22 protein-coding genes and 1 tRNA gene are annotated in these 21938 nt (G+C 70.0%); 4 read left to right on the forward strand and 19 right to left on the reverse strand.

What is annotated here, in order from left to right:
• The first annotated feature begins 83 nt into the window (after positions 1-83).
• The 3 genes from ACFKCF_RS21850 to ACFKCF_RS21860 all read left to right on the forward strand — a co-directional run bounded on the left by ACFKCF_RS21850 (position 84) and on the right by ACFKCF_RS21860 (position 3800).
• Positions 84-1091 (forward strand): SGNH/GDSL hydrolase family protein, encoded by a 1008-nt coding sequence (locus ACFKCF_RS21850; protein ID WP_394496145.1) that lies wholly within the window; start codon positions 84-86, stop codon positions 1089-1091.
• 88 nt (positions 1092-1179) lie between these two features.
• Positions 1180-2538 (forward strand): PQQ-binding-like beta-propeller repeat protein, encoded by a 1359-nt coding sequence (locus ACFKCF_RS21855; RefSeq protein WP_394496147.1) that lies wholly within the window; start codon positions 1180-1182, stop codon positions 2536-2538.
• A gap of 44 nt (positions 2539-2582) precedes the next feature.
• Positions 2583-3800 (forward strand): acetyl-CoA C-acetyltransferase, encoded by a 1218-nt coding sequence (locus ACFKCF_RS21860; RefSeq protein WP_394496148.1) that lies wholly within the window; start codon positions 2583-2585, stop codon positions 3798-3800.
• 195 nt (positions 3801-3995) lie between these two features.
• On the opposite strand, the gene ACFKCF_RS21865 is transcribed toward ACFKCF_RS21860, so the two are convergent.
• The 19 genes from ACFKCF_RS21865 to ACFKCF_RS21955 form a co-directional block, all read right to left on the reverse strand.
• On the reverse strand, positions 3996-4403 hold the full coding sequence (locus tag ACFKCF_RS21865) for a PPOX class F420-dependent oxidoreductase (RefSeq protein WP_394496150.1): 408 nt from the start codon (positions 4401-4403) through the stop codon (positions 3996-3998).
• Positions 4404-4468: 65 nt separating this feature from the next.
• Positions 4469-4702: a DUF4287 domain-containing protein gene (locus ACFKCF_RS21870; RefSeq protein WP_185068609.1), complete on the reverse strand. Its 234-nt coding sequence runs from the start codon at positions 4700-4702 to the stop codon at positions 4469-4471.
• A 168-nt stretch (positions 4703-4870) separates the two neighbouring features.
• Entirely contained in the window at positions 4871-5662 is a 792-nt protein-coding gene (locus ACFKCF_RS21875) for a Bax inhibitor-1/YccA family protein (RefSeq protein ID WP_394496151.1), read from the reverse strand.
• 520 nt (positions 5663-6182) lie between these two features.
• A tRNA-Leu gene (locus tag ACFKCF_RS21880) sits at positions 6183-6255 on the reverse strand.
• A gap of 49 nt (positions 6256-6304) precedes the next feature.
• The gene (locus ACFKCF_RS21885; protein ID WP_394496152.1) at positions 6305-6862 is read right to left on the reverse strand and encodes a peptide deformylase; all 558 of its coding nucleotides are present in this window, start codon (positions 6860-6862) and stop codon (positions 6305-6307) included.
• A gap of 16 nt (positions 6863-6878) precedes the next feature.
• Positions 6879-7391: a glycine cleavage system protein R gene (locus ACFKCF_RS21890; protein ID WP_394496154.1), complete on the reverse strand. Its 513-nt coding sequence runs from the start codon at positions 7389-7391 to the stop codon at positions 6879-6881.
• A gap of 80 nt (positions 7392-7471) precedes the next feature.
• On the reverse strand, positions 7472-8788 hold the full coding sequence (locus ACFKCF_RS21895) for an NAD(P)/FAD-dependent oxidoreductase (protein ID WP_394496155.1): 1317 nt from the start codon (positions 8786-8788) through the stop codon (positions 7472-7474).
• 95 nt (positions 8789-8883) lie between these two features.
• Positions 8884-9678 carry a uracil-DNA glycosylase gene (locus tag ACFKCF_RS21900; protein WP_394496156.1) on the reverse strand — a complete coding sequence of 265 codons (795 nt, stop codon included), beginning with the start codon at positions 9676-9678 and terminating at the stop codon, positions 8884-8886.
• Between the two features lie 18 nt (positions 9679-9696).
• Positions 9697-10566 (reverse strand): hypothetical protein, encoded by an 870-nt coding sequence (locus tag ACFKCF_RS21905; RefSeq protein ID WP_394496158.1) that lies wholly within the window; start codon positions 10564-10566, stop codon positions 9697-9699.
• Positions 10563-10889 (reverse strand): PadR family transcriptional regulator, encoded by a 327-nt coding sequence (locus ACFKCF_RS21910; RefSeq protein WP_355197401.1) that lies wholly within the window; start codon positions 10887-10889, stop codon positions 10563-10565. The genes ACFKCF_RS21905 and ACFKCF_RS21910 overlap by 4 nt, the downstream gene beginning before the upstream one ends.
• 98 nt (positions 10890-10987) lie before the next feature.
• Complete coding sequence (locus ACFKCF_RS21915; RefSeq protein WP_394496159.1) at positions 10988-12100, reverse strand: hypothetical protein; 1113 nt, start codon at positions 12098-12100, stop codon at positions 10988-10990.
• Positions 12101-12273: 173 nt separating this feature from the next.
• Positions 12274-13221: an exopolyphosphatase gene (locus ACFKCF_RS21920; protein ID WP_394496160.1), complete on the reverse strand. Its 948-nt coding sequence runs from the start codon at positions 13219-13221 to the stop codon at positions 12274-12276.
• Positions 13212-13700, reverse strand: a complete 489-nt coding sequence (locus tag ACFKCF_RS21925; RefSeq protein WP_394496162.1) for a DUF501 domain-containing protein — start codon at positions 13698-13700, stop codon at positions 13212-13214. The genes ACFKCF_RS21920 and ACFKCF_RS21925 overlap by 10 nt, the downstream gene beginning before the upstream one ends.
• Positions 13690-14106, reverse strand: coding sequence for a septum formation initiator family protein (locus tag ACFKCF_RS21930; protein WP_394496163.1), 417 nt, complete (start codon positions 14104-14106; stop codon positions 13690-13692). Before ACFKCF_RS21930 ends, ACFKCF_RS21925 begins: the two co-directional genes overlap by 11 nt.
• A gap of 132 nt (positions 14107-14238) precedes the next feature.
• A complete protein-coding gene (eno, locus tag ACFKCF_RS21935; RefSeq protein WP_394496165.1) occupies positions 14239-15516 on the reverse strand; it encodes a phosphopyruvate hydratase in 1278 nt (425 codons plus the stop codon).
• Positions 15517-15606: 90 nt separating this feature from the next.
• A complete protein-coding gene (locus ACFKCF_RS21940) occupies positions 15607-16545 on the reverse strand; it encodes a MazG family protein (protein ID WP_394496166.1) in 939 nt (312 codons plus the stop codon).
• A 3-nt stretch (positions 16546-16548) separates the two neighbouring features.
• A complete protein-coding gene (locus ACFKCF_RS21945; protein ID WP_394496167.1) occupies positions 16549-17148 on the reverse strand; it encodes a hypothetical protein in 600 nt (199 codons plus the stop codon).
• A 29-nt stretch (positions 17149-17177) separates the two neighbouring features.
• Complete coding sequence (gene mfd / locus ACFKCF_RS21950) at positions 17178-20666, reverse strand: transcription-repair coupling factor (RefSeq protein ID WP_394496168.1); 3489 nt, start codon at positions 20664-20666, stop codon at positions 17178-17180.
• Positions 20667-20771: 105 nt separating this feature from the next.
• Positions 20772-21089, reverse strand: a complete 318-nt coding sequence (locus ACFKCF_RS21955; protein ID WP_394496450.1) for a signal peptidase I — start codon at positions 21087-21089, stop codon at positions 20772-20774.
• Between the two features lie 107 nt (positions 21090-21196).
• Here ACFKCF_RS21955 and ACFKCF_RS21960 point away from each other — a divergent pair, with 107 nt between their 5' ends.
• Positions 21197-21916, forward strand: coding sequence for a class I SAM-dependent methyltransferase (locus ACFKCF_RS21960; RefSeq protein ID WP_394496169.1), 720 nt, complete (start codon positions 21197-21199; stop codon positions 21914-21916).
• The last annotated feature ends 22 nt before the right edge of the window (positions 21917-21938 follow it).

Consider the following 21938-nt stretch of genomic DNA (forward strand, 5'->3'; position numbering starts at 1 on the left):
TGGCCGGCACTCGGCTAGTTTTCAAGCAAACGCTACCGCTGAGTTCGACTAGGAGGGCACGTACCGTGGTCTGGCCAGCTGGTATGGCACGCGCCGCCCGCAAGATCGCCACGGCGGCGGCGCTCGGAGGCGGTGGGCTGACGGCCCTGGGCGCGACGGCGTACGGACTGCTGATCGCCGAAGGACTGCTCGCGCGCAGGGCCATCGGGCAGCCGCACGGCCTGGACGGGCCGCCCTCCGACGGCACGTACGGCGACTTTCCCGGCGAGCCGCTCAAGCTCGCCATGCTCGGCGACTCCACCTCGGTCGGGCTCGGCCTGACCGACCCCGCCCAGACCCCCGGCGGGCTGCTCGCGCACGGCCTGGCCTCGGTCGCCGAACGCCCGGTACGCCTGCTCGTCGTCGGCAAGTCGGGCGCGCCCTCGTCCGAACTCGGCGACCAGGTGGACAAGGCCCTGGCCGTGGAGCCCGACATCGCGGTGATCTTCGTGGGGGCCAACGACATCATCACGCAGACGGCGCCCGCGACCGCCGTACGCCATCTGACCAAAGCCGTGCGGCGGTTGCGGGGCGCGGGGGTCGAGGTGGTCGTGGGCACCTGTCCCGACCTCGGCACGGTGCGGCCGATCGGGCAGCCGCTGCGCTGGGTGGCGCGGCGGTGGAGCCGCCAGCTCGCCGCGGCCCAGACGGTGGCGGTGGTGGACGCCGGCGGCCGGACGGTGGCGTTCGCCGACCTCCTGGGCCCCGAGTTCGCTACAAATCCGGCAGAAATGTTCGGACCGGATCGTTTCCATCCATCTGCCCGAGGTTACGCGCAGGCCGCTTACGCGGTGCTACCGTCAGTGTGCGCTGCGTTGGGGCTGTGGCCTGAGCCGCGTCCCGCACGCGGCGAAGCACTACAACCGATCTACCTTGCGGCGGCTACGGCCGCGGAGGAGCCCGGCACCGAGGTCACCGCGACCCGGGTCGACGGACGGGCGACGGGCCTGCACGGGAAGTGGGCGTCGTTGTTCCGCCGGCGACTCGGCGAGACGTTCAACGACGCCCGGCGTCTGACGTCCCGGCTCGGCGAGACGCTCGACGACGCCTGACGTCCCCCGTCAAGGCCCGCCGAGCCAGATGTCGGTCACTCTGCGCGCCCGCGTCGCCACTCCTCGTCCCCTTTGGAGTGGATTGCCCGTGCAGCGACCCCTCTGGAAACCGTCCGTCGCCCTCGCCGGAACCCTTGTCGGAGTCCTCGCCGCGGCCGCCTGCTCCGGCAGCGACGCGGCCACCACCCCGAACTTCCCGACCTGGCAGAACACCCAGGTCAACGCCGTCAGCCGGATGGCGGTGGCGGGCGGGGTCGTCGCCGCCACCTCCATCAAGCCCGACGGCTCGCTGGAGACCGTCGCCGTCGGGCTGCGCGACGGCAAGCGGCTGTGGGCCTACCCGGCCACGATGGCCGGCCGCCTGCCCGGGATGGGCGTCTCGGCCCCGGCGCTCGTCGAGACGTCCCCGGGCCAGGGCGTGGTCGTCGCTCTCGACCCGGCCAAGAGCGGCCGCTGGAACGCCACGCTCGTCGCCCGCGACGCGCGCTCGGGGGCGCAGAAGTGGAGCAGGCCGGTGCACTCGACGTTCGGGCCGCAGCGCTGCGGGCCGTACGTCTGCGTGTCGGAGCACACCGCCCTGACCAAGGCTCGCATGGTGGTGCTCGACCCGGCCACCGGGAAGACCCTGTGGAAACTGCCGGGGATCTCCGAGGTGGAGTGGTCGGACCCGAGCCGGGTCCTGCTGCTCAGGCTGGCCGCCAACCCCATGATCGAGTCGTACGAGCTCAAGACCGGCAAGCTCCAGTGGCAGCAGCCGATCGAGCAGGCGCTCGGCCCGGGGATCGACATGTCGGGCGGGTGGGCGTTCGGGGCCACCGGCGACAATCTGGTCGGCTACGTCGCCCCTTACACGAACCCCCAGACGAAGAAGGTCTCCACCTTCGGCCTCTTCTCCGTCAAGATCGCCGACGGGACGATCAACTGGATGCGGCCCTCGGTCGTACGCGTCTATCCGAGCGGCAACCCCGGCTTCGCCCCCGTCGTACGCCCTGTCGACCGCCAGGGGGCCTACGGCGGCTTCGCCCGGCTGGACTCGGAGAGCGGCCGGGTGGTCGGGCAGGTCAGCGCGGCCGACGTGCCCGGGTCCGGCTGGTGGCTGGCCTTCCCCGACCGGATGGACAAGCTGGGCTTCCTCAAGCACGACGCCAAGGGCACGGCGTTCGACCTGGCCTCGGGCAAGCCGGTGCCGGTGGAGGAGCAGCACGGCTGGTCCTTCTGCGTCACCGACCCCAAGCCGCTGCCGCTGCGCGGGCAGGCGCCGGGCTTCTACTCGACGGCCGCCGTCTGCGAGTACGACCTGGCCACCGGCAAGCGGGTCCAGGGCGCGGTCGTGCCGCCGCCCTGGTTCACCGGCAGCCAGGACGGGTGGCGGCTGTGGCGCGACGAGAAGGGGGCCATCCACGCGATCAACGACCAAACCTCCACCGCACCGGGTATGTACGGATAGGACCGGAATATAGTTCTATCGGTAGCACCGACAAAGGAGGGGCCATGCCCGAGGCAGTCATCGTCGCGACCGCGCGTTCCCCGATCGGCCGGGCCTTCAAGGGCTCGCTCCAGGGGATCCGCCCCGACGACCTGACCGTGCAGATGATCCAGGCGGCGCTGGCCAAGGTGCCCCAGCTCGATCCCTCGTCCATCGACGACATCATGCTGGGGTGCGGGCTGCCGGGGGGCGAGCAGGGGTTCAACATGGCCCGGGTGGTGTCGGTGATGCTCGGGCTGGACAACGTGCCCGGCACGACCGTGACGCGCTACTGCTCCTCGTCGCTGCAGACCACGCGGATGGCCTTCCACGCGATCAAGGCGGGCGAGGGGGACGTGTTCGTGTCGGCCGGGGTGGAGACCGTGTCCCGGTTCACGAAGGGCAACTCCGACTCGCTGCCCGACACGCACAACCCCCTCTTCCTGGACGCCCTGGCGCGTACCAAGTCCTTCGCCGAGGGCGGGAAGGTGTGGCACGACCCGCGCGAGGACGGCGCCGTCCCTGACATCTACATCGCGATGGGGCAGACCGCCGAGAACCTCGCCCAGCTCAAGGGCGTCACCCGCCAGGAGCAGGACGAGTTCGGGGTGCGCTCGCAGAACCTGGCCGAGAAGGCGCTGGCCGACGGGTTCTGGGCCAAGGACATCACGCCGGTGACGCTGCCGGACGGGACGGTGGTGGAGAAGGACGACGGGCCGCGGGCGGGGACGACGTACGAGAAGGTCGCCACCCTCCAGCCGGTCTTCCGGCCCGACGGGACCGTGACCGCCGGCAACTGCTGCCCGCTGAACGACGGGGCGGCGGCCGTGATCGTGATGAGCGACGTGAAGGCGGCCGAACTCGGGATCACGCCCCTGGCCCGGATCGTCTCGACCGGGGTCACCGGGCTGTCCCCGGAGATCATGGGGCTGGGGCCGGTGGAGGCCTCGAAGCAGGCGCTCGCGCGGGCGGGGATGGCGATCGAGGACGTCGACCTCGTGGAGATCAACGAGGCGTTCGCCGCCCAGGTGATCCCGTCCTATCGGGATCTGGGGATCCCGCTGGACCGGCTCAACGTCAACGGCGGGGCGATCGCGGTGGGGCACCCGTTCGGGATGACGGGGGCGCGCATCACGTCCACGCTGATCAACAGCCTGCAGCACCACGACAAGAGCATCGGCCTCGAAACCATGTGCGTGGGCGGCGGCCAGGGGATGGCGATGATCCTCGAGCGCCTTTCTTAGGCATCCTTTACGCGGTGGCCCGGTTACGTTCCCCCGCAACGCACGTCGCCCCGCGCACGTCGCCCGGCGCGCGCCATCCGGTGGGCCGGGCGCACGCCAGCCCAGCGCCGTCAGCGCCGCCACCGCTGTCTGAGCGCCGTTCGCCGGGCACCGTCGCGACTCGCCCCGCCGCACCCCACCACGGGGGCGCTGGGGTCAGCCGTGGGTGTCGGGGCCGGCGTGGTGGGGGGTGATGCGGAGGAGGACGCGGCGTTCGCGGGTCATGGCGGCGCGGTAGTCGTCCCAGTCCGGGTGCTCGCCGGAGATGTCGCGATAGTAGGAGACCAGGCCCTCCATGGCCTCCGGGAGCGACTGGACGTCGGCGGTGCCGTCCACCTGGATCCATTCGCCGTAGAAGCCGTCGGTGAAGGCGCACAGCGAGACGTGCGGGTCGCGGCGGGCGTTGCGGACCTTGGCGGCCGTTTCGCGGGTGCTGACGATGATCTGGCCGCCCGAGACGCCGACGACCACCGGGGACATCTGCGGGCGCCCGTCGCGATGGCTGGTGAGCAGGACGGCGTGGTGGTGGGTGCGAAGGAAGGCGAGTGCCTTGTCGAGATCCATCCCCTCATGATGACGGCCATGAGGACGCGCCCGCGCTTAGGGCACGGGCGCGGGGATGGATGGGCTTAGATGAAGCCCATGCGGTTACGGCGGTGCCGCTCGTGTTCGTGCACGATCGCGGCGGCGTAGCCGTGGGATAGCCCGTGCTCGTCGGCAAGCCAGTTGGCCCGCTCGTCGCACCTCAGGAAAGCCGGGCCGTTGTCGATGGCTTGGAACCACTCTGGGAGTTCGCGCCCCGTTATGGACGGGACTCTGGCGATCAGCTTGGTCTGCGTCTCCGGTGAGTGGTTCAAGGACATGGGCACCTCCGCGGATAACGGTCCTTTGCTCGACACTGCAACACCAGCGTCCGAATGGCAACCCCCTAACCAGGCATCATTTCGTGACGGCACGTAGATTTTCGGTCGCACACGGAGAGGGCCCCGCCTGAACGGCGAGGCCCTCGGTGGTGACGCGGACGTTAACGATCAGTCACTACTGGTGAAATAGCTGACGAACCGGAGCACCTCGAGGTAGATCCAGACCAGGCTCAGCGTCAGACCGAACGCGCACTGCCAGGCGAACTTCTCCGGCGCCCCCTGCCGCACGCCCTGCTCGATCGAGTCGAAGTCGAGCAGCAGGAAGAAGCAGCCGATCAGGATCATGACGATGCTGAACACCCAGCCGATCGGGCTGTCGGTGCGCAGGCCGAGACCACCGTCGACGAAGAAGCCGAGGATGAGGTTGACGAGCAGCAGCCCGAGCGCCGCGATGCCGGCCGCGAGGCCGAACTTCACGAGCTTGGGTGTGACGCGGATGATCCGCAACGAGTAGACCGTCAGCACCGCGCCGAACGCGAACGCCGTGCCGAGCACGGCCTGCAGGACGATGCCGCTGACGAGGCCCTCGAAGACGGAGCTGATCTTGCCGAGGAACACGCCCTCGAAGACGGCGTACCCCAGGATGAGCGCCGGGTTGGTGCTCTGGGTGAACGAGGCGATCAGCCCGAGGATCAGCGCGACGATCGCGGCGCCGATGGCGATCCCAGGCGGGACGTTGAGGACCCAGGCCGCGGCAGCGGCCGCGACGAGAGCCCCGAGGGTGAGAAACCCGCGCACGACGACGTCGTCTAGCGTCATGGTGCGGTACGCGGGCCGAGTGGGTTGCGCGTACGACGGCGCGTCGTACATGTTCTGCAGCTGGCTGGGGGACGGGGCCGGGCCGGCCCAGCCCGCGGACTGCTGCCGCGACCTGCTGAAAACGGGGTTCTTGCTCTCCATCGCTGCCTCCTGTGACGCCGAGCCTACGGGGCGCGGCGACACCTTGGTCAACTGACGTGTTAGATCGATGTTCATTCGGGACTTCGGCAGCTTCCCAACGAACGTGCCCGGCCGAGAGTTCCCAAGGTCATCGAGCTCCACTTTCAAGATCATCCACGACCCCGGCGCCAGGAGCTCCGCGCGCCCCATTTACTGTGCGTCCACGCGAAAAGACCGGCAGTAATGGCGTAGTCAAGCATTCACAGAAAGAAACGTTCGGGAGAACCCCGAAGATGCAGAAAGACGGCGCGTTGTCAATATGGCCGAAGAAGAAAGTAAACGACGCCCACCTGAGCTTACTCGGCCGCTCCAGGTCGGACTCAACCGGTCCGGCATCGGCGCCCGGAGACCCCTTCCACCAGGGGCGGAGCGCCCGGAGGCGGCGCAACTCCATAACAACTCGATATCGGCCGCAGCAAGCCTGTCCGACGATCGCGGTAAACCTCCAGGTCAGGGACCTAAAGGCGATGAAGACGGCAAGTGCCCCCGGCGGGATTCGAACCCGCACGTCAACCCTTTTAAGGGGTTTGCCTCTGCCATTGGGCTACGGGGGCGCCGCAATCATACGAAACAGACCATGGTTCAGAAGAGCACAACTTCGCATCAGGCGCCACAACTGTGAAGTCTGCGGTGAAGTGAGAGGGCTCCGGGGACTCTGTCCAAGAAGAGTAGACCGTCCAGATGGTCGAGTTGGTGCTGAATGCAGCGGGCTTCGAAGGCATCCGCTTCGATGGTGACGGGCTCCCCCGTACCTGGCAAATGCCCACGTACGGTGATACGGGTGGCGCGGAGGACATCGGCCGTGAGTCCCGTGATGGAGGTGCAGCCCTCGCGCCCGGGGTCCCAGTGGGACGCTCTGGCGAGGCGTGGATTGGCCAGGACGAGCTCTCCGGCCCACGAACGACTCCGAGGGTGGAGCCCGGCGTCAAAGGCGATCAGGCGCCACCTCAGGCCGATCTGGGGGGCGGCCAGCCCGGTCGTGGCGGGCCCCCGGCGGAGGGTGGCCAGGAGATCGGCGGCGGCGGCCACGATCTCGGGGGCGGTAGGGTCGACCGGCTCCGCGGCGGCGGACAGGAGCGGGTGCGGGGCGTCGAGAACCTCGCGCGGGGTCCCCAATCGGCCGCCGGGCGCCGCCCAAGGCACGCCGCCCCACCCGTTCACATGTCCTCCTGCTCGTTCACAGCAGGTCCGGTTCGACGGGGCGGAAGGTGATCTCCGAGTCGAGGCTGGCGCCGACGGCCGCCAGCCTGCGCATGAGCGCCGCCACGTCCACCTCCTTCGGTAGCTCGACGTCCGCGATCAGCACGTAGAGACGGCCGGTGAGCCTGGTGCTCATCCCGGTGATGTTGCCTCGGTCGGCGGCGAGCACGGCGCTGATGGCCGAGATGATCCCGGGCCGGTCGGGCCCGTGCACGGTCAGCACGTAACCCAGGCCGCCGCCCTCCTCGCAGAAGTGCCGCTGGGCCTCGATGGCGGAGGCGGTCACCACGAGATCGGGCGCGCACAGGCGTTTCAGCAGCTCGGCCGAGTCGAGGTCGCCCGACACCAGCAGCATCATCGCCACGTGACCGCCGAGCAACGTCATCGTCGAGTCCTGGATGTTCGCTCCGCAGTCGGCGAGCGAACCGGTGACCGCGGCGATCACGCCGGGCCGGTCGACGCCGAGCACGGTCACCGCTGAGAGCCCCACCCGTGGTACCCCTTCCGCTTGCGACCAGGGGTGCCGAAAACGCCCCGGCGAGGTTCGCCGGGGCGCTTGCCGTTCCTGGGCTAGCGACGGGTCGTCGCGACTGCGGCCCTGAAGTCCTCACGCGGGTGCTCCATCTCACCCAGCGAGATCGTCTCGCGCTTGAAGAACAGGGCCAGGGTCCAATCGACGACGACGCGGACCTTGCGGTTCAGCGTCGGCACCCGCGACAGATGGTAGGTCCGGTGCATGAACCACGCAGGGAATCCGCGAAGCTTGACGCCATAGACATTGGCGACACCCTGATGCAGGCCCAGCCCGGCAACCGATCCGACATACTTGTGGCGGTATTCGACCAGTTGCTGGCCACGCAGGTGACGGACGATGTTGTCGGCCAGCACCTTGGCCTGGCGGACGGCGTGCTGGGCGTTCGGGGCGCAGTACTGGCCGGGGTTCGTGACGTCGGGCACCCCCGCGGCGTCTCCCGCCGCGAAGGCGTCGTTCGTGCCGGCGATGGTGAGCATGGCGGTGCACTTGATCCGGCCGCGCTCGTCGAGCGGCAGGTCGCTGTCGTTGACCACGGGGCTGGGCTTGACGCCCGCGGTCCACACGAGGGTCTCCGCGTCGAACTCCGAGCCGTCCGAGAGGATCACGTGCCCGTCGGTGCAGGACTCCAGGCGGGTTTCGAGCTTGACGTCGATGCCGCGCTCGCGCAGCTGCTCCAGGGTCCACCTGCCCATCTCGGGGCCGACCTCGGGCAGCACCCGGTTGGAGGCCTCCACGAGCACCCAGCGGACGTCGGACGGCTTGATGTTGCGGTAGTAGCGCGTCGAGTCCTTGGCCATGTCCTCCAGCTCGGCGAGCGCCTCGACGCCCGCGAAGCCGGCGCCGACCACGACGAACGTGAGCGCCTTGCGCCGCACCTCCGGGTCGTCGGTCGACTCGGCCACGTCCAGCAGGTGCAGCACGCGGTTGCGCAGGGCGATGGCCTCGCCCACGGCCTTGAAGCCGATGCCGATGTCGGTGAGGCCGGGGATGGGCAGCGTACGCGAGATCGATCCGGCGGCCATCACGATCACGTCGTAGGCCACCTGGCGCGGCGCGCCCTCGGGCGGCTGGAAGGTGACGGTGCGCTCGGAGTGGTCGACCTTGGTGACCCTGCCGTTGAGGATCCGCACCTTGGGCAGGATCCGCCGCAGCGGCGCCACCACGTGCCGGGGTGAGAGGTTACCCGCCGCCGCCTCAGGCAAGAAGGGCTGGTAGGTCATGTAGGACTGGGGGTCGATGATCGTGATGCGTGCCTCGCCGCCGCGCAGCTCACGCTGGAGTCTGCGCTGCAGCCGGAGCGCTGTGTACAGGCCGACGTATCCACCGCCGACGATCAAGATGTGCTTGTTCATCCTGAGGCCCCATCCCTCGTGGAGTGCTTGTGAAAGCATTCACAAGCTTACGTCAAGCGCTCTTGATGAATCCAATCCGGGGGTGGTGGAACGCGTCACACAGCCAGTGACCTGGCCCTGGTGAAGACGTCGTCGAGCATCTGGGCGGTCACGCGGCCGGTGAACGTGTTCTGCTGGCTGGGGTGGTAGCAGCCGATCAGCGTGACGGGGGTCTCACCGTGGCGGACCTCCACCTCGGCCCCGTGCCCGAACGGCGGCCTGGTGCGCGGCAGCTCGTAGCCGGCGTCCTTGAGCGCGGGCCACACGGCCTGCCAGGCGTACCCGCCGAGCGCCACGATCACCCGTACGTACGGCGCCACCAGCGCGACCTCCCTGGCCATCCACGGGAAGCAGGCGGCCTTCTCCGAGGGCAGCGGCTTGTTCGCGGGCGGCGCGCAGCGCACCGAGGCCACCACCCGCGCGCCGATGAGCTCCTGCCCGTCCCCGGCGTGCGTGCTGGTCTCCTGCGCGGCCAGGCCGGTGCGGTGCAGCGAGGCGAACAGCCAGTCGCCGCTGCGGTCGCCGGTGAAGATCCGCCCGGTGCGGTTACCCCCGTGGGCGGCCGGGGCCAGGCCGACCAGCAGGATCCGCGGGCGCTCGGCGCCCCAGCCGGGGACCGGGCGGCCCCAGTACGTCTCGTCCGCGAACGCGCGCCGCTTCACCTCGGCGACCTGCTCACGCCACTCCACCAGGCGGGGACAGGCACGGCAGACGGACTGCCCGGCCGTGAGCTCCGCGAGGGTGTCACTGGTGGCGGCGAGGCGGCGCACGTCCGCGGGATCGAGGGCGACCGGGGTGTCAGCGGTCGCCGGGTCTTCCGGCCAGCCGGTGCCAGGAGGTACGAAGCTCATGACACCGATGGTGCCCGATCACTTGGCGGGCTTCGGCGTGGGAGTGGCCGTCGAGCAGCTCGGCCTCGGCTCCGGCGTGGTCTGCGGATCCGCGAGGCCGTCCTGGACCAGCGGCAGCGGGTAGCGGTTGAGTATGGGCTCCCCGCACGACCTGTCCACCCTGTATCCGAAGTCCTCGGGGTTGGTGGTCAGCGGCTTGCCGTCCTGGTCGTAGAGGTAGACGTCGCTCAGCGGGGTGCCGTCCTTGGCGTACGGCTTGATGTTGTAGACGCGGTCGTTGGACGACGCCTCGCCCACCCACACCGGCTCCTGGTTCGCCATGACGACGCGCACCTGCTCGGAGCCGTACGACGCCGCGTCCACGATCCCGGCGAACAACGTCAGCGCCGCGACCAGGTTGAGCGCCCCGACGAGTCCCGCGGCCAGCCGTCCCCTGCGCCGCCTGCCGATCCAGACCGAGACCCAGACGCCCGCGGCGGCCAGGGCCCAGCCGGCCGGGTTCGGCGGGACGAGCCCGCCCTCGCCGGTCATCGCCAGCAGCAGCATGGCCAGCAGGTAGCCGCGCAGCACCCACCATCCGGGGCGCAGCTCCGGCAGGAAGCCCACGAAGCTCCGGTACGGCCCCTGGTCCATCAGCCGGGTGTGCGCGCCCAGCGCCCACGCCCGCGGATCGACGCGGCGCTTCCGGCCGCCCTCAGGGCGGTCCCCGTAGGCGGCCGCCAGCTCCTCGGCGTAGACCTCGGGCGGGCCCAGCCGGTCCTCCAGCGGCAGCTCCGACTCCGCCGCGATCTCGGCCAGGTGGTCGTCGAGGTCTTCGAGTAACTCGCCCCGCTCGGGATGGTCTGCCAGGGCATCCCGTACGGCCTGCGCGTACTGTTCGGGGGTCATGCTTGTCCCTCCTTGAGCAGGGATGCCATGGTCGCCGAGAACGAGGTCCAGGTCTTGGCCGAAGTGGCGTACATGCTCCGGCCGACCTCGTTGAGCCCGTAGTACTTGCGGTGCGGTCCTTCGTCCGAGGCGACCACGTACGACGTCAGCGCCCCGGCCTTGAACAGGCGGCGCAGCGTGCCGTAGACCGAGGCGTCGCCCACCTCCTCCAGGCCCGCCTCCCTCAGCCGGCGCACGACGTCGTAGCCGTAGCCGTCGCGCTCGTTGAGCACGGCGAGCACGGCCAGGTCGAGCACGCCCTTGAGGAGCTGGCTGCTATCCACGTAAAGCACACTACTGCGCAAAGCAGAATAGTGACAACAAGAAAGCCGGGTGGCGCCCGAAGGTGCCACCCGGCTCTCAGTCAGTCACTCGGCCGTGCTCACGCGGAAGGCGTGGAGGCGGCCGGGGCCGGGAGCGTTGCCGCGCAGGCGGCGTAGGACTTGGTGACGACGTCACTGTTGTCCGGTCCCGAGACCAACAGGGTGACCGTGCCGCCCTTGGCGTCATCGCCGGTCAGCGCGCTGGAGAGCGAGTCGACGCTCTTCGTGCCGCCGTTCCGGTCGAAGTAGGTCGCACCGCTGGACACCGCCTTGCCGTTCACGGACCAGGTCCAGGAGACCCGGCCGGCGCCGGTCGAGGTGATGGTGCCGGTCGCGGCGACCTTGCAGTCGTTGGTCGTGGCCACCGAGGCGGAGGCGGAGACCCGCGAGGCCGGGGCCTCGTCCTTGCACCAGACCTTGTAGTAGGCCCGGTTGGAGGAGGCGCCCTCGGGGCCCAGGATCTCGAGCTGCGCCCAGCCGCGCTGGCTGTGACGCGGGGAGATCCCGAAGCCGACCTTGCGCGTGTCGTAGACCTTGACCCTGCCGTAGTCGGCCACTTCACCGTTGAGAACCCAGCGGTAGCGGACCCACGTCGGGCGGTTGGCCTCGATCACGCCAACGAAGTCGATCTTGTCGCCGGGGGTGCAGGGGCCCGCGTACGAGTCGGGGCTGGCCCATGCGCGGGCGGACACCGACACGTCGAGCTGCGTTCGCCCAACCTCCTTCGGCTCCTCACAGGAGACGGAGAAGTAGCCCTTCTTCGAGGTGACCTTCTTCGGACCGAGGACCTGAACGGCCTCCCAGCCCTTGACGTCTTCCTTGAAGGTGATGGACTGCCTGACCGTCACCGACTTGGTACCCTTGCCCGAGAGCTTGATCACCTTGACCTTGCTCTTGGACCCGTCGCCGTGGAGCCAGCGGTAGGCCAGCTCCGTCTTGCCCTTGACGGGAACCTTGATCTTGGCCGAGAAGTTGACCTTGACCGGGCAGGCTCCCTCGTAGTCGCCCCCGGAAACCGCGGGCGTCGACACCGAGACCTTGGGAGCGGCCTTGGTGGTGGCGGCCGTCGCCGCCTGGGCGGGGCTGGCGACCAGGCCCGCGGCCAGGGCGGCCAGCACCGCGGCGGACGCGCCGAACGCCGCCGCCTTACGTGCTAACCCAACAGACATCATGTGAGAGTGCTCCATTCCTTTGAGGGAAGAGACGCGCTCGGGAACGGTCGCCACGCCGGCACCTTCCGTGCACAGCAATATGGCAAAGCCCCCGTAATGCCCCTTTACCTAACCACAATACTGATTGCACGCTCAACACGGCCCATGGACCGGAAATGTCCGGATTTCTTCAGCTATCGGGCGATGGACCAGGCGATACCGTCCAAAATGTCGTGTTCGCTCACCACGACCTGCGAAAACGCGAAACGACGGACGATCCGGTCAAGAATTAGCGCGCCGGCGCCAATCACGTCCACTCTTCCCGGATGCATCACCGGGACCTCGGCACGCTCACCATGGGTCATCGCCAGCAGCCGTCGCGTCACGTCATGCACTTGCCCGGCCGAAATCCGCGAGTGATGAATTCTGGCCGAGTCGTAAGCGGGCAGATCGAGCACCATCCCCGCGACCGTCGTCACCGAACCCGCCAGCCCCACCAGCGTGCGGGCCCGCCGCACGGGCACCTCCGCCTCGACCCGGTCGAGCGCCGCCTCGATGTCGGCCACCACGGCCTCCAGCGCGGGCGCGGAGGGCGGGTCGCCGGCCTCCTTCAGGTGCCGCTCGGTCAGGCGCACGCAGCCGATGTCCACCGACAGCGCCGCCTCGGCGTGCTCCGAGCCGACCACGAACTCGGTGGACCCGCCGCCGATGTCCACCACCAGGTACGGCGGCAGCGGCCCCTGCGGCATCTCGGTCTCCGGCGACAGCCGGACCAGCCCCCTGGTCGCCCCCACGAACGAGAGCTCCGCCTCCTCGGCCCCCGACACGACCTCCGGCTCCACCCCGAAGATCTCGCGGACCCCGTCCACGAACTCCTGCCTGTTGGCCGCGTCCCGGGTCGCGCTGGTGGCCACCACACGCGTCCTGACGGCGCCGTGCCGGTCGATCAGCTCCCGGTAGACCCTCATGGCCTTGAACGTGCGCTCAAGGGCGTCAGGGGCCAGCCTGCCGGTCCTGTCGACGCCCTGGCCGAGGCGGACGATCTCCATCCGCCGTTCGACGTCCTCGATGAGATCGTCGCCCACGTCGGCGATGAGCAGGCGTACGGAATTGGTGCCGCAGTCGACGGCGGCTACACGCATGGTCCGTCACTCCACCAGTCGGGGAGGGCGTCGAGCGCCTCCCTGCCGAACGGGTTGCTGCCGGGCGCCGCCAGCTCGTGCGCGACGAGCGCGTGCAGGCACTTGACCCGCAGCGGCATGCCGCCCGTGCTCTGCATGTCGCGCGGGAGCGGCTCCAGGCCCTCCTCCTTCGCCGCCTCGTCGCGCCTGGCGACGTAGTCGTCGTGCGCGGCGCGGTAGGCGGCGGCCAGCTCGGGATCGGTCGCCAGCCGGGCCTGCATCTCCCGCATCAGCCCCGAGCCTTCGAGCGTGCCGATGGCCGAGGCCGCCTTGGGGCAGGTCAGGTAGTAGAGAGTCGGGAAGGGCGAGCCGTCGGGCAGCCTCGGCGCGGTCTCCACCACGTCGGGGTTGCCGCACGGGCAGCGGTGCGCCACCCCGCGCAGCCCCCTGGGCGGCCGCCCGAGCTGCAGTCGCACTGTCTCGACGTCTTTACCGTCCAACACTTTCCTTCCCCGTCACGGCCCGGCGGCCGGTGCCCTTGTCGGCGGCCTCCACCGACTCCCAGAGCGTCTCGTACCACGGCGGCGGCGCCGGCGCCTGCTGCACGGCCGCCGGCTCCTTGATCTGCTGCTGGTCCATCACCACGTAGCACTTCTCGCCTGGCCCGCAGTAGTGCAGCCGTTCCTTGGCCGTCTTCTTGATCCAGTTGGGATCGTCGCTCTGCCGGTCGCGCTCCAGCAGCGTCTGCTTCTCCGCCTCGACCCTGGCCTTCTCCGCCCGGTGCTCGGCGATGCTGCGGCGCAGGCTGATGTACTCGCGGACAGGGTAGGCCAGGCTCATCGCGATCGCGCAAACCACGACGGCCAGGATGGCGGCCCGCCCAGTCAGTTGCGGCCTCTTGGCCATTTGCACCCCCCTGCTTATTGCCGCCGCTTCGCGGCGGCGGCTCGTTCGCCCTGGAGCCGTCGTTTTCCTCACCATTCCGGTCGCTGCGCTCCCTCCAAGGTGAGGAAAACGACGGCGCTCCCTCGCAGGAAACTAGCGCCGGAAGCGCGGGAAGGCGGCGCGACCCGCGTAGCGGGCGCCGTCGTCGAGGAGCTCCTCGATGCGCAGCAGCTGGTTGTACTTCGCCACCCGGTCGGAACGGGCCGGGGCGCCGGTCTTGATCTGGCCGCAGTTGACCGCGACCGCCAGGTCGGCGATCGTCGTGTCCTCGGTCTCACCGGAGCGGTGGCTCATCATGCACTTGTAGCCGTTGCGGTGGGCGAGGTCCACGGCGTCGAGGGTCTCCGACAGCGTGCCGATCTGGTTGACCTTGACCAGCAGGGCGTTGGCGGTGCCCTCCTTGATGCCGCGCTCCAGCCGCTCGGGGTTGGTGACGAACAGGTCGTCGCCCACGAGCTGCACCTTGTCGCCGAGCGCCTCGGTGATGGCCTTCCAGCCGGCCCAGTCCTCCTCGTCGAGCGGGTCCTCGATGGAGACGAGCGGGTAGTTGGCGACCAGGTCCGCGTAGAACTCGATCAGCTCCTGCGCCGACAGGCCCTTGCCGTCGATCGTGTAGACGCCGTCCTTGTGGAACTCGGTGGCGGCCACGTCGAGCGCCAGCGCCACGTCCTCGCCCGGCACGTAGCCGGCCCGCTCGATGGCGACCAGGATCAGGTCGAGCGCGTCGCGGTTGGACGGCAGGTTGGGCGCGAAGCCGCCCTCGTCGCCCAGGCCCGTGGCGTAACCCTTCTCCTTGAGCACGCTCTTGAGCGCGTGGTAGACCTCCGTGCCCATGCGCACGGCCTCGCGGAACGTCTCCGCCCCGATCGGCGCGATCATGAACTCCTGGATGTCCACGTTGGTGTCGGCGTGGGCGCCGCCGTTGAGGATGTTCATCATCGGCACGGGCAGCACGTGGGCGTTGGGACCGCCGACGTAGCGGAAGAGCGGCAGGTCGGCGCTGTCGGCGGCGGCCTTGGCGACGGCCAGCGAGACGCCCAGGATGGCGTTGGCGCCGAGCTTGGCCTTGTTGGGCGTGCGGTCCAGGTCGATCATGATCTGGTCGATGATGCGCTGGTCCTCGGCCTCGATGCCGTTGATCTCCTCGAAGATCTCGTCGGTCACGGCGAGGACGGCCTTCTCCACGCCCTTGCCGCCGTAACGCTTGCCGCCGTCACGCAGCTCGACCGCCTCGAACTGGCCGGTGGACGCCCCGCTCGGCACGGCCGCGCGGCCGGTGCTGCCGTCGTCGAGCACGATCTCGACCTCGACCGTGGGGTTGCCTCGGGAGTCGAGGATCTCGCGGGCGTATACGACCTCGATGGTAGCCACGGGATTGCGCTCCTAAGTGAAAGGCGATATGCCATCAGAGCCTATCGGTACCCCCCGTACGCGGGACCGCACGGTCACCACGCACCGGCGTCAGGCCGACTCCCAGGCGCGCACCCGGTCCCGGTACGTACGGGCGGCCGCCCGCAGCTCGGCCTCGGCGTCGAGACCGGCCTCGGCGGCGCGGCGGACCAGGTCGAACAGCTCCCGGGCCACCCCCTGCCCCACGGCCGCCGCGAGCGCGTCGGGCGCCCCCGCCCGCTCGGCCCGGCGCAGCAGCTGGGCGGCCAGCGACAGCGCGGGCTGCCCCATGGGCACGCCGTCGAGCGCCGACTCCCGGCCCTTGGCGGCCCGCTCGGCCGCCTTGATCGCGTCCCAGTTGTCGCTGACCTCGTCGGCGCTCTCCGCGCGTACGGAGCCGAAGACGTGGGGATGGCGGCGCACCAGCTTCTCGACGATCCCGGCCGCCACGTCGTCCATGTCGAAGTCCGCGGCCACCCGCGCGTGGAAGACCACCTGCAGCAGCAGGTCGCCCAGCTCCTCGCGGAGTGCCGGGTAGTCGCCCTGCTCGATGGTCTCCAGCACCTCGTAGGCCTCTTCGAGCAGGTACGGCACCAGCGTCTCGTGCGTCTGCTTGCGGTCCCACGGGCACTCGGTCCGCAGCCGGTCCATCACGGCGACCAGGTCGAGCACCCGCGCCCCCGGCAGGTCGTACGAGCCCGGCACCACCTCGATCAGCGGCGGCTCCTCGAGCGCGATCGCGGCGTGCCCCACCGCGCGCATGAACTCCTCGTCCTCCTTCTCGGAGGCCGAGGCGAGCCACACCACGCTCTCGCCCACGGCCCGCGCGGCCAGCCCGCGCGGGTCGGGCTCCACGACCTCGACCGTCACTCCCGCCTCGGCCAGGTAGGGCAGCTGCGGATGCGCGGCGGAGCCGGTCAGCACCGGACCCGAGCGCAGCGCCTGCCAGGCCTGATGGCTCAGCAGTCCCGGCGGGACCCTGGGCGAGGTGGTGACGACGGTCAGCGGCACGGCTCAGCCCTGCTGCTGTGGCCGCGCCTGCGGCGTGGTGGCCTTGCCGAACCTGCCGGCGTCGATGAACAGCGCCGGGTTCTCCTGCGACGGGTTGGTGTTGACCACGCCGAAGCGGGGGTTGAAGGTCGTCTTGATCGAGGCGAAGTCCTGGCGGAGCTTGTCCATCCCGCCCTGGCCGGCCTGCTGCTGCAGCTTGGCCATCCCGACCGCCGTGCGCGCGTAGTCGCGGGCGTAGCTGGGCGCGACGCCCAGGGCCAGCAGGTTGATCTCGGCCGACTGGTACTGGCCGGGGTCCTGGAGCTTGGCGTCGATCTCCTTCTCGGTCACCTGAACGTTGTTGCGCGCCATCAGCTGCTCGGCGGCGCTGATGTCGGCCAGCCGCTGAAGCACGTACTGGGTGACCGGCACGCCGAGCGCCGTCTCGTCCAGCTTGTTCTTCTTCAGCGCGGCCTTGTAGGCCTCCGCGTCCGCGTTGAGCTGACTCGTCGAGATGCGCTCCTTGCCCACCACGGCCGCGGCGCCGGCCTGCAGAGGGGAGGAGCAGGCGGTCAGCGCTAGGCCCACCGCGGCGGCGGCCACAGCCACTCGTATCGACTTCACGTGCGTCCCTTTCCGACCGAAAACCGCCGCTAGCTTACCCGCGCTGGCTCGAGGAACATCGCCTCGACCAGGTCACCGCACCATTTGAGCAGGTCGAGATCCCGGAGCGGCTGCCCACCGAGCGGCTTGGTCTTGGGCACCGGCACCAGCAGCGTCTCGGCCGCCTGCTTGTATATCGCCTTCTTGTAGAGCCGGTCGAGCCGGACCTGCTGCGACTCCTTCAGCCTGGCCGGGCCGAACTTGATGTTCTGGCCCTGCAGCGTCACGTCCGTGAGCCCGCCCTGGCGCGCCTTGATCCGGAACCTGGCCACCTCCAGCAGGTTGTCCACCTCCGCGGGCGGCTTGCCGTAGCGGTCGGTCAGCTCCTCGCGCACCTCGTCGATGTCGGCGGGGGTGGCGATGGCCGCGATCCGCTTGTACGCCTCCAGCCGCAGCCGCTCGGAGGTGACGTAGTCGTGCGGGATGTGGGCGTTGATCGGCAGCTCGACCTTGACGTCCGGCTGCTCCTCCCGCGCCTCGCCGCCGTCGAGCTTGGCCTTCTGCTCCTGCACGGCCTCGGCCATCAGCCGCACGTACAGGTCGAAGCCGACGCCCGCGATGAACCCGGACTGCTCGGCCCCCAGCACGTTGCCCGCGCCGCGGATCTCCAGGTCCTTCATGGCGACGTACATGCCCGCGCCCATCTCGGTGTGCTGCGAGATCGTGGCCAGCCGCTCGTGGGCGGTCTCGGTCAGCGGCTTCTCCGGCGGGTAGAGGAAGTACGCGTAACCGCGCTCCCTGCCCCGCCCGACGCGCCCGCGCAGCTGGTGCAGCTGCGACAGGCCGTAGTTGTCGGCCCGGTCCACGATCAGCGTGTTGGCGTTGGGCACGTCGAGCCCGGACTCGACGATCGTGGTGGAGACCAGCAGGTCGTACTCCCGCTCCCAGAAGCCCACCATGATCTTCTCGAGCTGGTGCTCGTTCATCTGCCCGTGCGCCACCGCGATGCGCGCCTCGGGCACCAGCTCGCGCAGCCGCGCGGCCACGCGGTTGATCGAGGCCACCCGGTTGTGCACGAAGAAGATCTGCCCGTCGCGCATCAGCTCGCGCCTGATCGCCGCCCCGATCTGCTTCTCCTCGTACGGCCCCACGAACGTGAGGATCGGGTGCCGCTCCTCCGGCGGCGTGAGGATCGTGGACATCTCGCGGATGCCGGTCAGGCCCATCTCCAGCGTGCGCGGGATCGGCGTGGCCGACATGGCCAGCACGTCGACCTGCGTGCGCAGGTGCTTCATCGCCTCCTTGTGCTCGACGCCGAACCGCTGCTCCTCGTCGATGATGATCAGCCCCAGGTCCTTGAACCGGACCTCGGGGCTGAGCAGCCGGTGCGTGCCGATCACGACGTCGACGGCGCCCGACCTGAGCCCTTCGAGGGTGCCCTTGACCTCGCCGTCGGTCTGGAACCGGGAGACCGGCTTGAGCGTGACGGGGAAGCTGGAGAACCGCTCGGTGAAGGTGGACATGTGCTGCTGGACCAGCAGCGTCGTCGGCACCAGCACGGCCACCTGCTTGCCGTCCTGGACCGCCTTGAACGCCGCCCGCACCGCGATCTCGGTCTTGCCGTAGCCGACGTCGCCGCAGATCAGCCGGTCCATCGGGACGCCGCGCTCCATGTCGCGCTTGACCTCGTCGATGGCCTCCAGCTGGTCGCCGGTCTCGGCGTACGGGAAGGCGTCCTCCATCTCCCGCTGCCACGGCGTGTCGTCCCCGAAGGCGTGGCCGGGCGAGGCCATCCGGGCGGAGTAGAGCCTGATCAGCTCCCCCGCGATCTCCTTGACCGCCTTCTTCGCCCGGGACTTGGCCTTGGCCCAGTCGGCGCCGCCCATCCGGTTGAGCGTGGGCGCCTCGCCGCCGACGTAGCGGGTGACCTCGTCGAGCTGGTCGGTCGGCACGTAGAGCCGGTCGCCCTTGGCGTACTCGATGACCAGGTATTCGCGGGTGGCGCCCTGGACCGTGCGCTGGACCATCTCGATGTAGCGGCCCACGCCGTGCTGCTCGTGCACCACGTGGTCGCCGACCTTGAGCTGGAGCGGGTCCACCATGTTGCGCCGGCGCGACGGCAGGCGCCGCATGTCCTTGGTGGACGCCTTCTGCCCGACCAGGTCGAGGTGGGTGAGCACGGCCAGGTTGGGCGTGATGAAGCCGTGCTCGATCAGGCCCGTGCTGACGTGGACGACCTTGGGCTCGGGCGCCTTGTCCAGGAACTGCCGCAGCCTGGCGGGCACGTCGACGCCCTTGAGCAGCTCGACCATCCGCTCGGCCGGCCCGTGGCCCTCGCTGAGCAGCACGACCGCCTTGTCGTCGGCCAGCCAGCCCTTGATGTCGGCCAGCGCCTTGGCGGTGTCGCCCCGGTAGGCCTCGGAGTCCTGCGCGTCGAGCTCGATCCCGCCGCCGAACGGCGCCATCGTCCACCACGGCTGGCCCAGCGCGTCGGCGTGGTCGCGGATCTCCTCCAGCGTGCGGAACGCCGCCGCGCCCAGGTCGATCGGCGCCTCGCCACCGGCCGCCGCGTTGATCCAGGAGGCCTCCAGGAACTCCTGCGACGTGCGTACGAGCTCCTCGGCCCGCCCCCTGATCCGCTCGGGGTCGCACACGAACACCGCGGACCTGACCGGCAGGTGGTCGAGCAGCAGGTCCATCTCGCCGGCCAGCACGGGCGCGAACGCCTCCATGCCCTCGACCGGCGTGCCCTCGGCGAGCTGGTCGAGCACCTCGGCCAGCGCCGGGTGCTCCTCGGCCAGCTCCGCCGCCCGGGCCCTGACCTCGTCGGTCAGCAGCAGCTCGCGGCACGGCGGCGCGAACAGCCCCTCCTCGGCCGCCTCCAGCGAGCGCTGGTCGGCCACCTTGAACCAGCGGATCTCCTCGACCGTGTCGCCCCAGAACTCCAGCCGCAGCGGGTGCTCCTCGGTCGGCGGGAACACGTCGAGCAGCCCGCCGCGCACGGCCACCTCGCCGCGCTTCTCCACCATGTCGACGCGGTGGTAGCCGTTGGTCACCAGGCGGTCGACGACCTCGTCGAGGTCGGCGTCGTCGCCCGCCCGCAGCCGGATGGGCTCCAGGTCGCCGAGCCCCTTCACGATCGGCTGCAGCAGCGCCCTGATCGGCGCCACGATCACGCTGAGCGGCCCGGCCGCGCTGTCACCCTTGATCGGGTGCGCCAGCCGCCGCAGCACCGCCAGCCGCTGCCCCACGGTGTCGCTGCGCGGCGAGAGCCGCTCGTGCGGCAGCGTCTCCCAGGCCGGGAACACGGCCACCGAGCTGGGCTCGATGAGGCTGGTCAGCGCGGCGGCGAGGTCTTCCGCCTCGCGGCCCGTCGCGGTGACGGCCAGCACGGCCCGCTGGTCGTGCGTGGCCAGCGCGGCCACACCGAACGGCCGCAGCGCGGACGGCGCGATCAGCGCGACGTCGCCGCCCTCTTCGAGAGCGGCGGTCAGCTTCGGGTCGGCGCGAACAAGGTCAAGTAGCCCGGAAAGACTCATCAGATACGCCCACAGCCCCACGACGGCAACACGACTACCCCCGGCCGGGTCAGGTCGCGGGGGTTCTCTCCAAGGGTACTCGCAGGCGTAACTCAGCCGCCCCGATTACCCGACCCGGTAACCAGGCACGGAGGGCCAGCGGACGGTGAGCACGGTCGAGGCCTCCTCCGCGCGCCACGAATGGTCGACGCCCTTTCCCCAGACCACGTAGTCACCCGGCTCGGCCAGCAGCACGCTGCGGCCCGGCAGCTCCACCCGGAAGCGGCCGCTGATCAGGACCAGCAGGGCCGTGCGCGCCTCCCCCTTGACCCACTCCGCCCGCTCCTCGCCGGGCGCGTGGACACCCCATTTGATCTCCACGTCGTCACTGTGCCTTGGGTCGCCGAGGGGTTTGAAATGACCCAGCAGCCAGCCCCGGTCCATCCCCGCATCGACGCCCGCATTTCCCACGTAAACCTCGCCGTTCACGGGGAAGGATGCTAGCGAGGAAATGGCTCACTGAAACCGTTCGAGTGATTACTGTAGGTGACATGTCTGAGGTGCGATCGGTCGCCCAGCGGGGCGACCTCTTCGGTCAACGGGTCCGCGAGCACTGGTCCGGGCTGCCCGGCAGGCGGCTCGACGTGCTGGTCGCAGGGTGCGCGCACGACGAGCCGCTGGACCTGGGCGAGATCGAGACGAGGGCCACCGGAGCCGACGAGGAGATCGCGGCGATCAGGGCGGTGCTCGGGGAGCGCGCCGACCTGGTGTCGTGGTCGCTGGGCGACCTGCGCTGCGTGCCGCTGCCGCCCAGGTCGTACGACGTGATCCAGCTGTCCTTCCTGCTGGAGCGCATCAAGCATTCGGAGCTGGTGTTCGACCGGCTGCTGCAGTCCCTGCGCCCGGGCGGCCTGGTGCTGCTGCGGATGCGCGACCGCAGGTCCGCCTACGGGCTGCTCGACCGGATCACGCCGTCGCTGGTGCGCCGCATGTTCTGGCGCATGCTCGTCACGCCCGGCACCCCGGGCCCGCTGCCCAGCGTGTACGAGCCGCTGGCGTCGAGCGACGGCATCTACGCCTTCTGCCTCAGCCGCGGCCTCATGATCACCGACGACGAGCGCAACACCAGCGGCCCGGCCCGCCGGCGCAGGCTCACCGTCGCCGCGGTGGCGCTGGCGTCCAAGCTGAGCAACGGCCGCTACCCTGCCACCCACGACGAGATCACCATGGTGATCAGGAAGCCGCAGCACCACTTCGCCCGGGTCCTCTAGCGGCACACTTGCATCAATCGGT

The sequence above is a fragment of the Nonomuraea sp. JJY05 genome (assembly GCF_043496855.1).
Taxonomy (GTDB): Bacteria; Actinomycetota; Actinomycetes; order Streptosporangiales; family Streptosporangiaceae; genus Nonomuraea.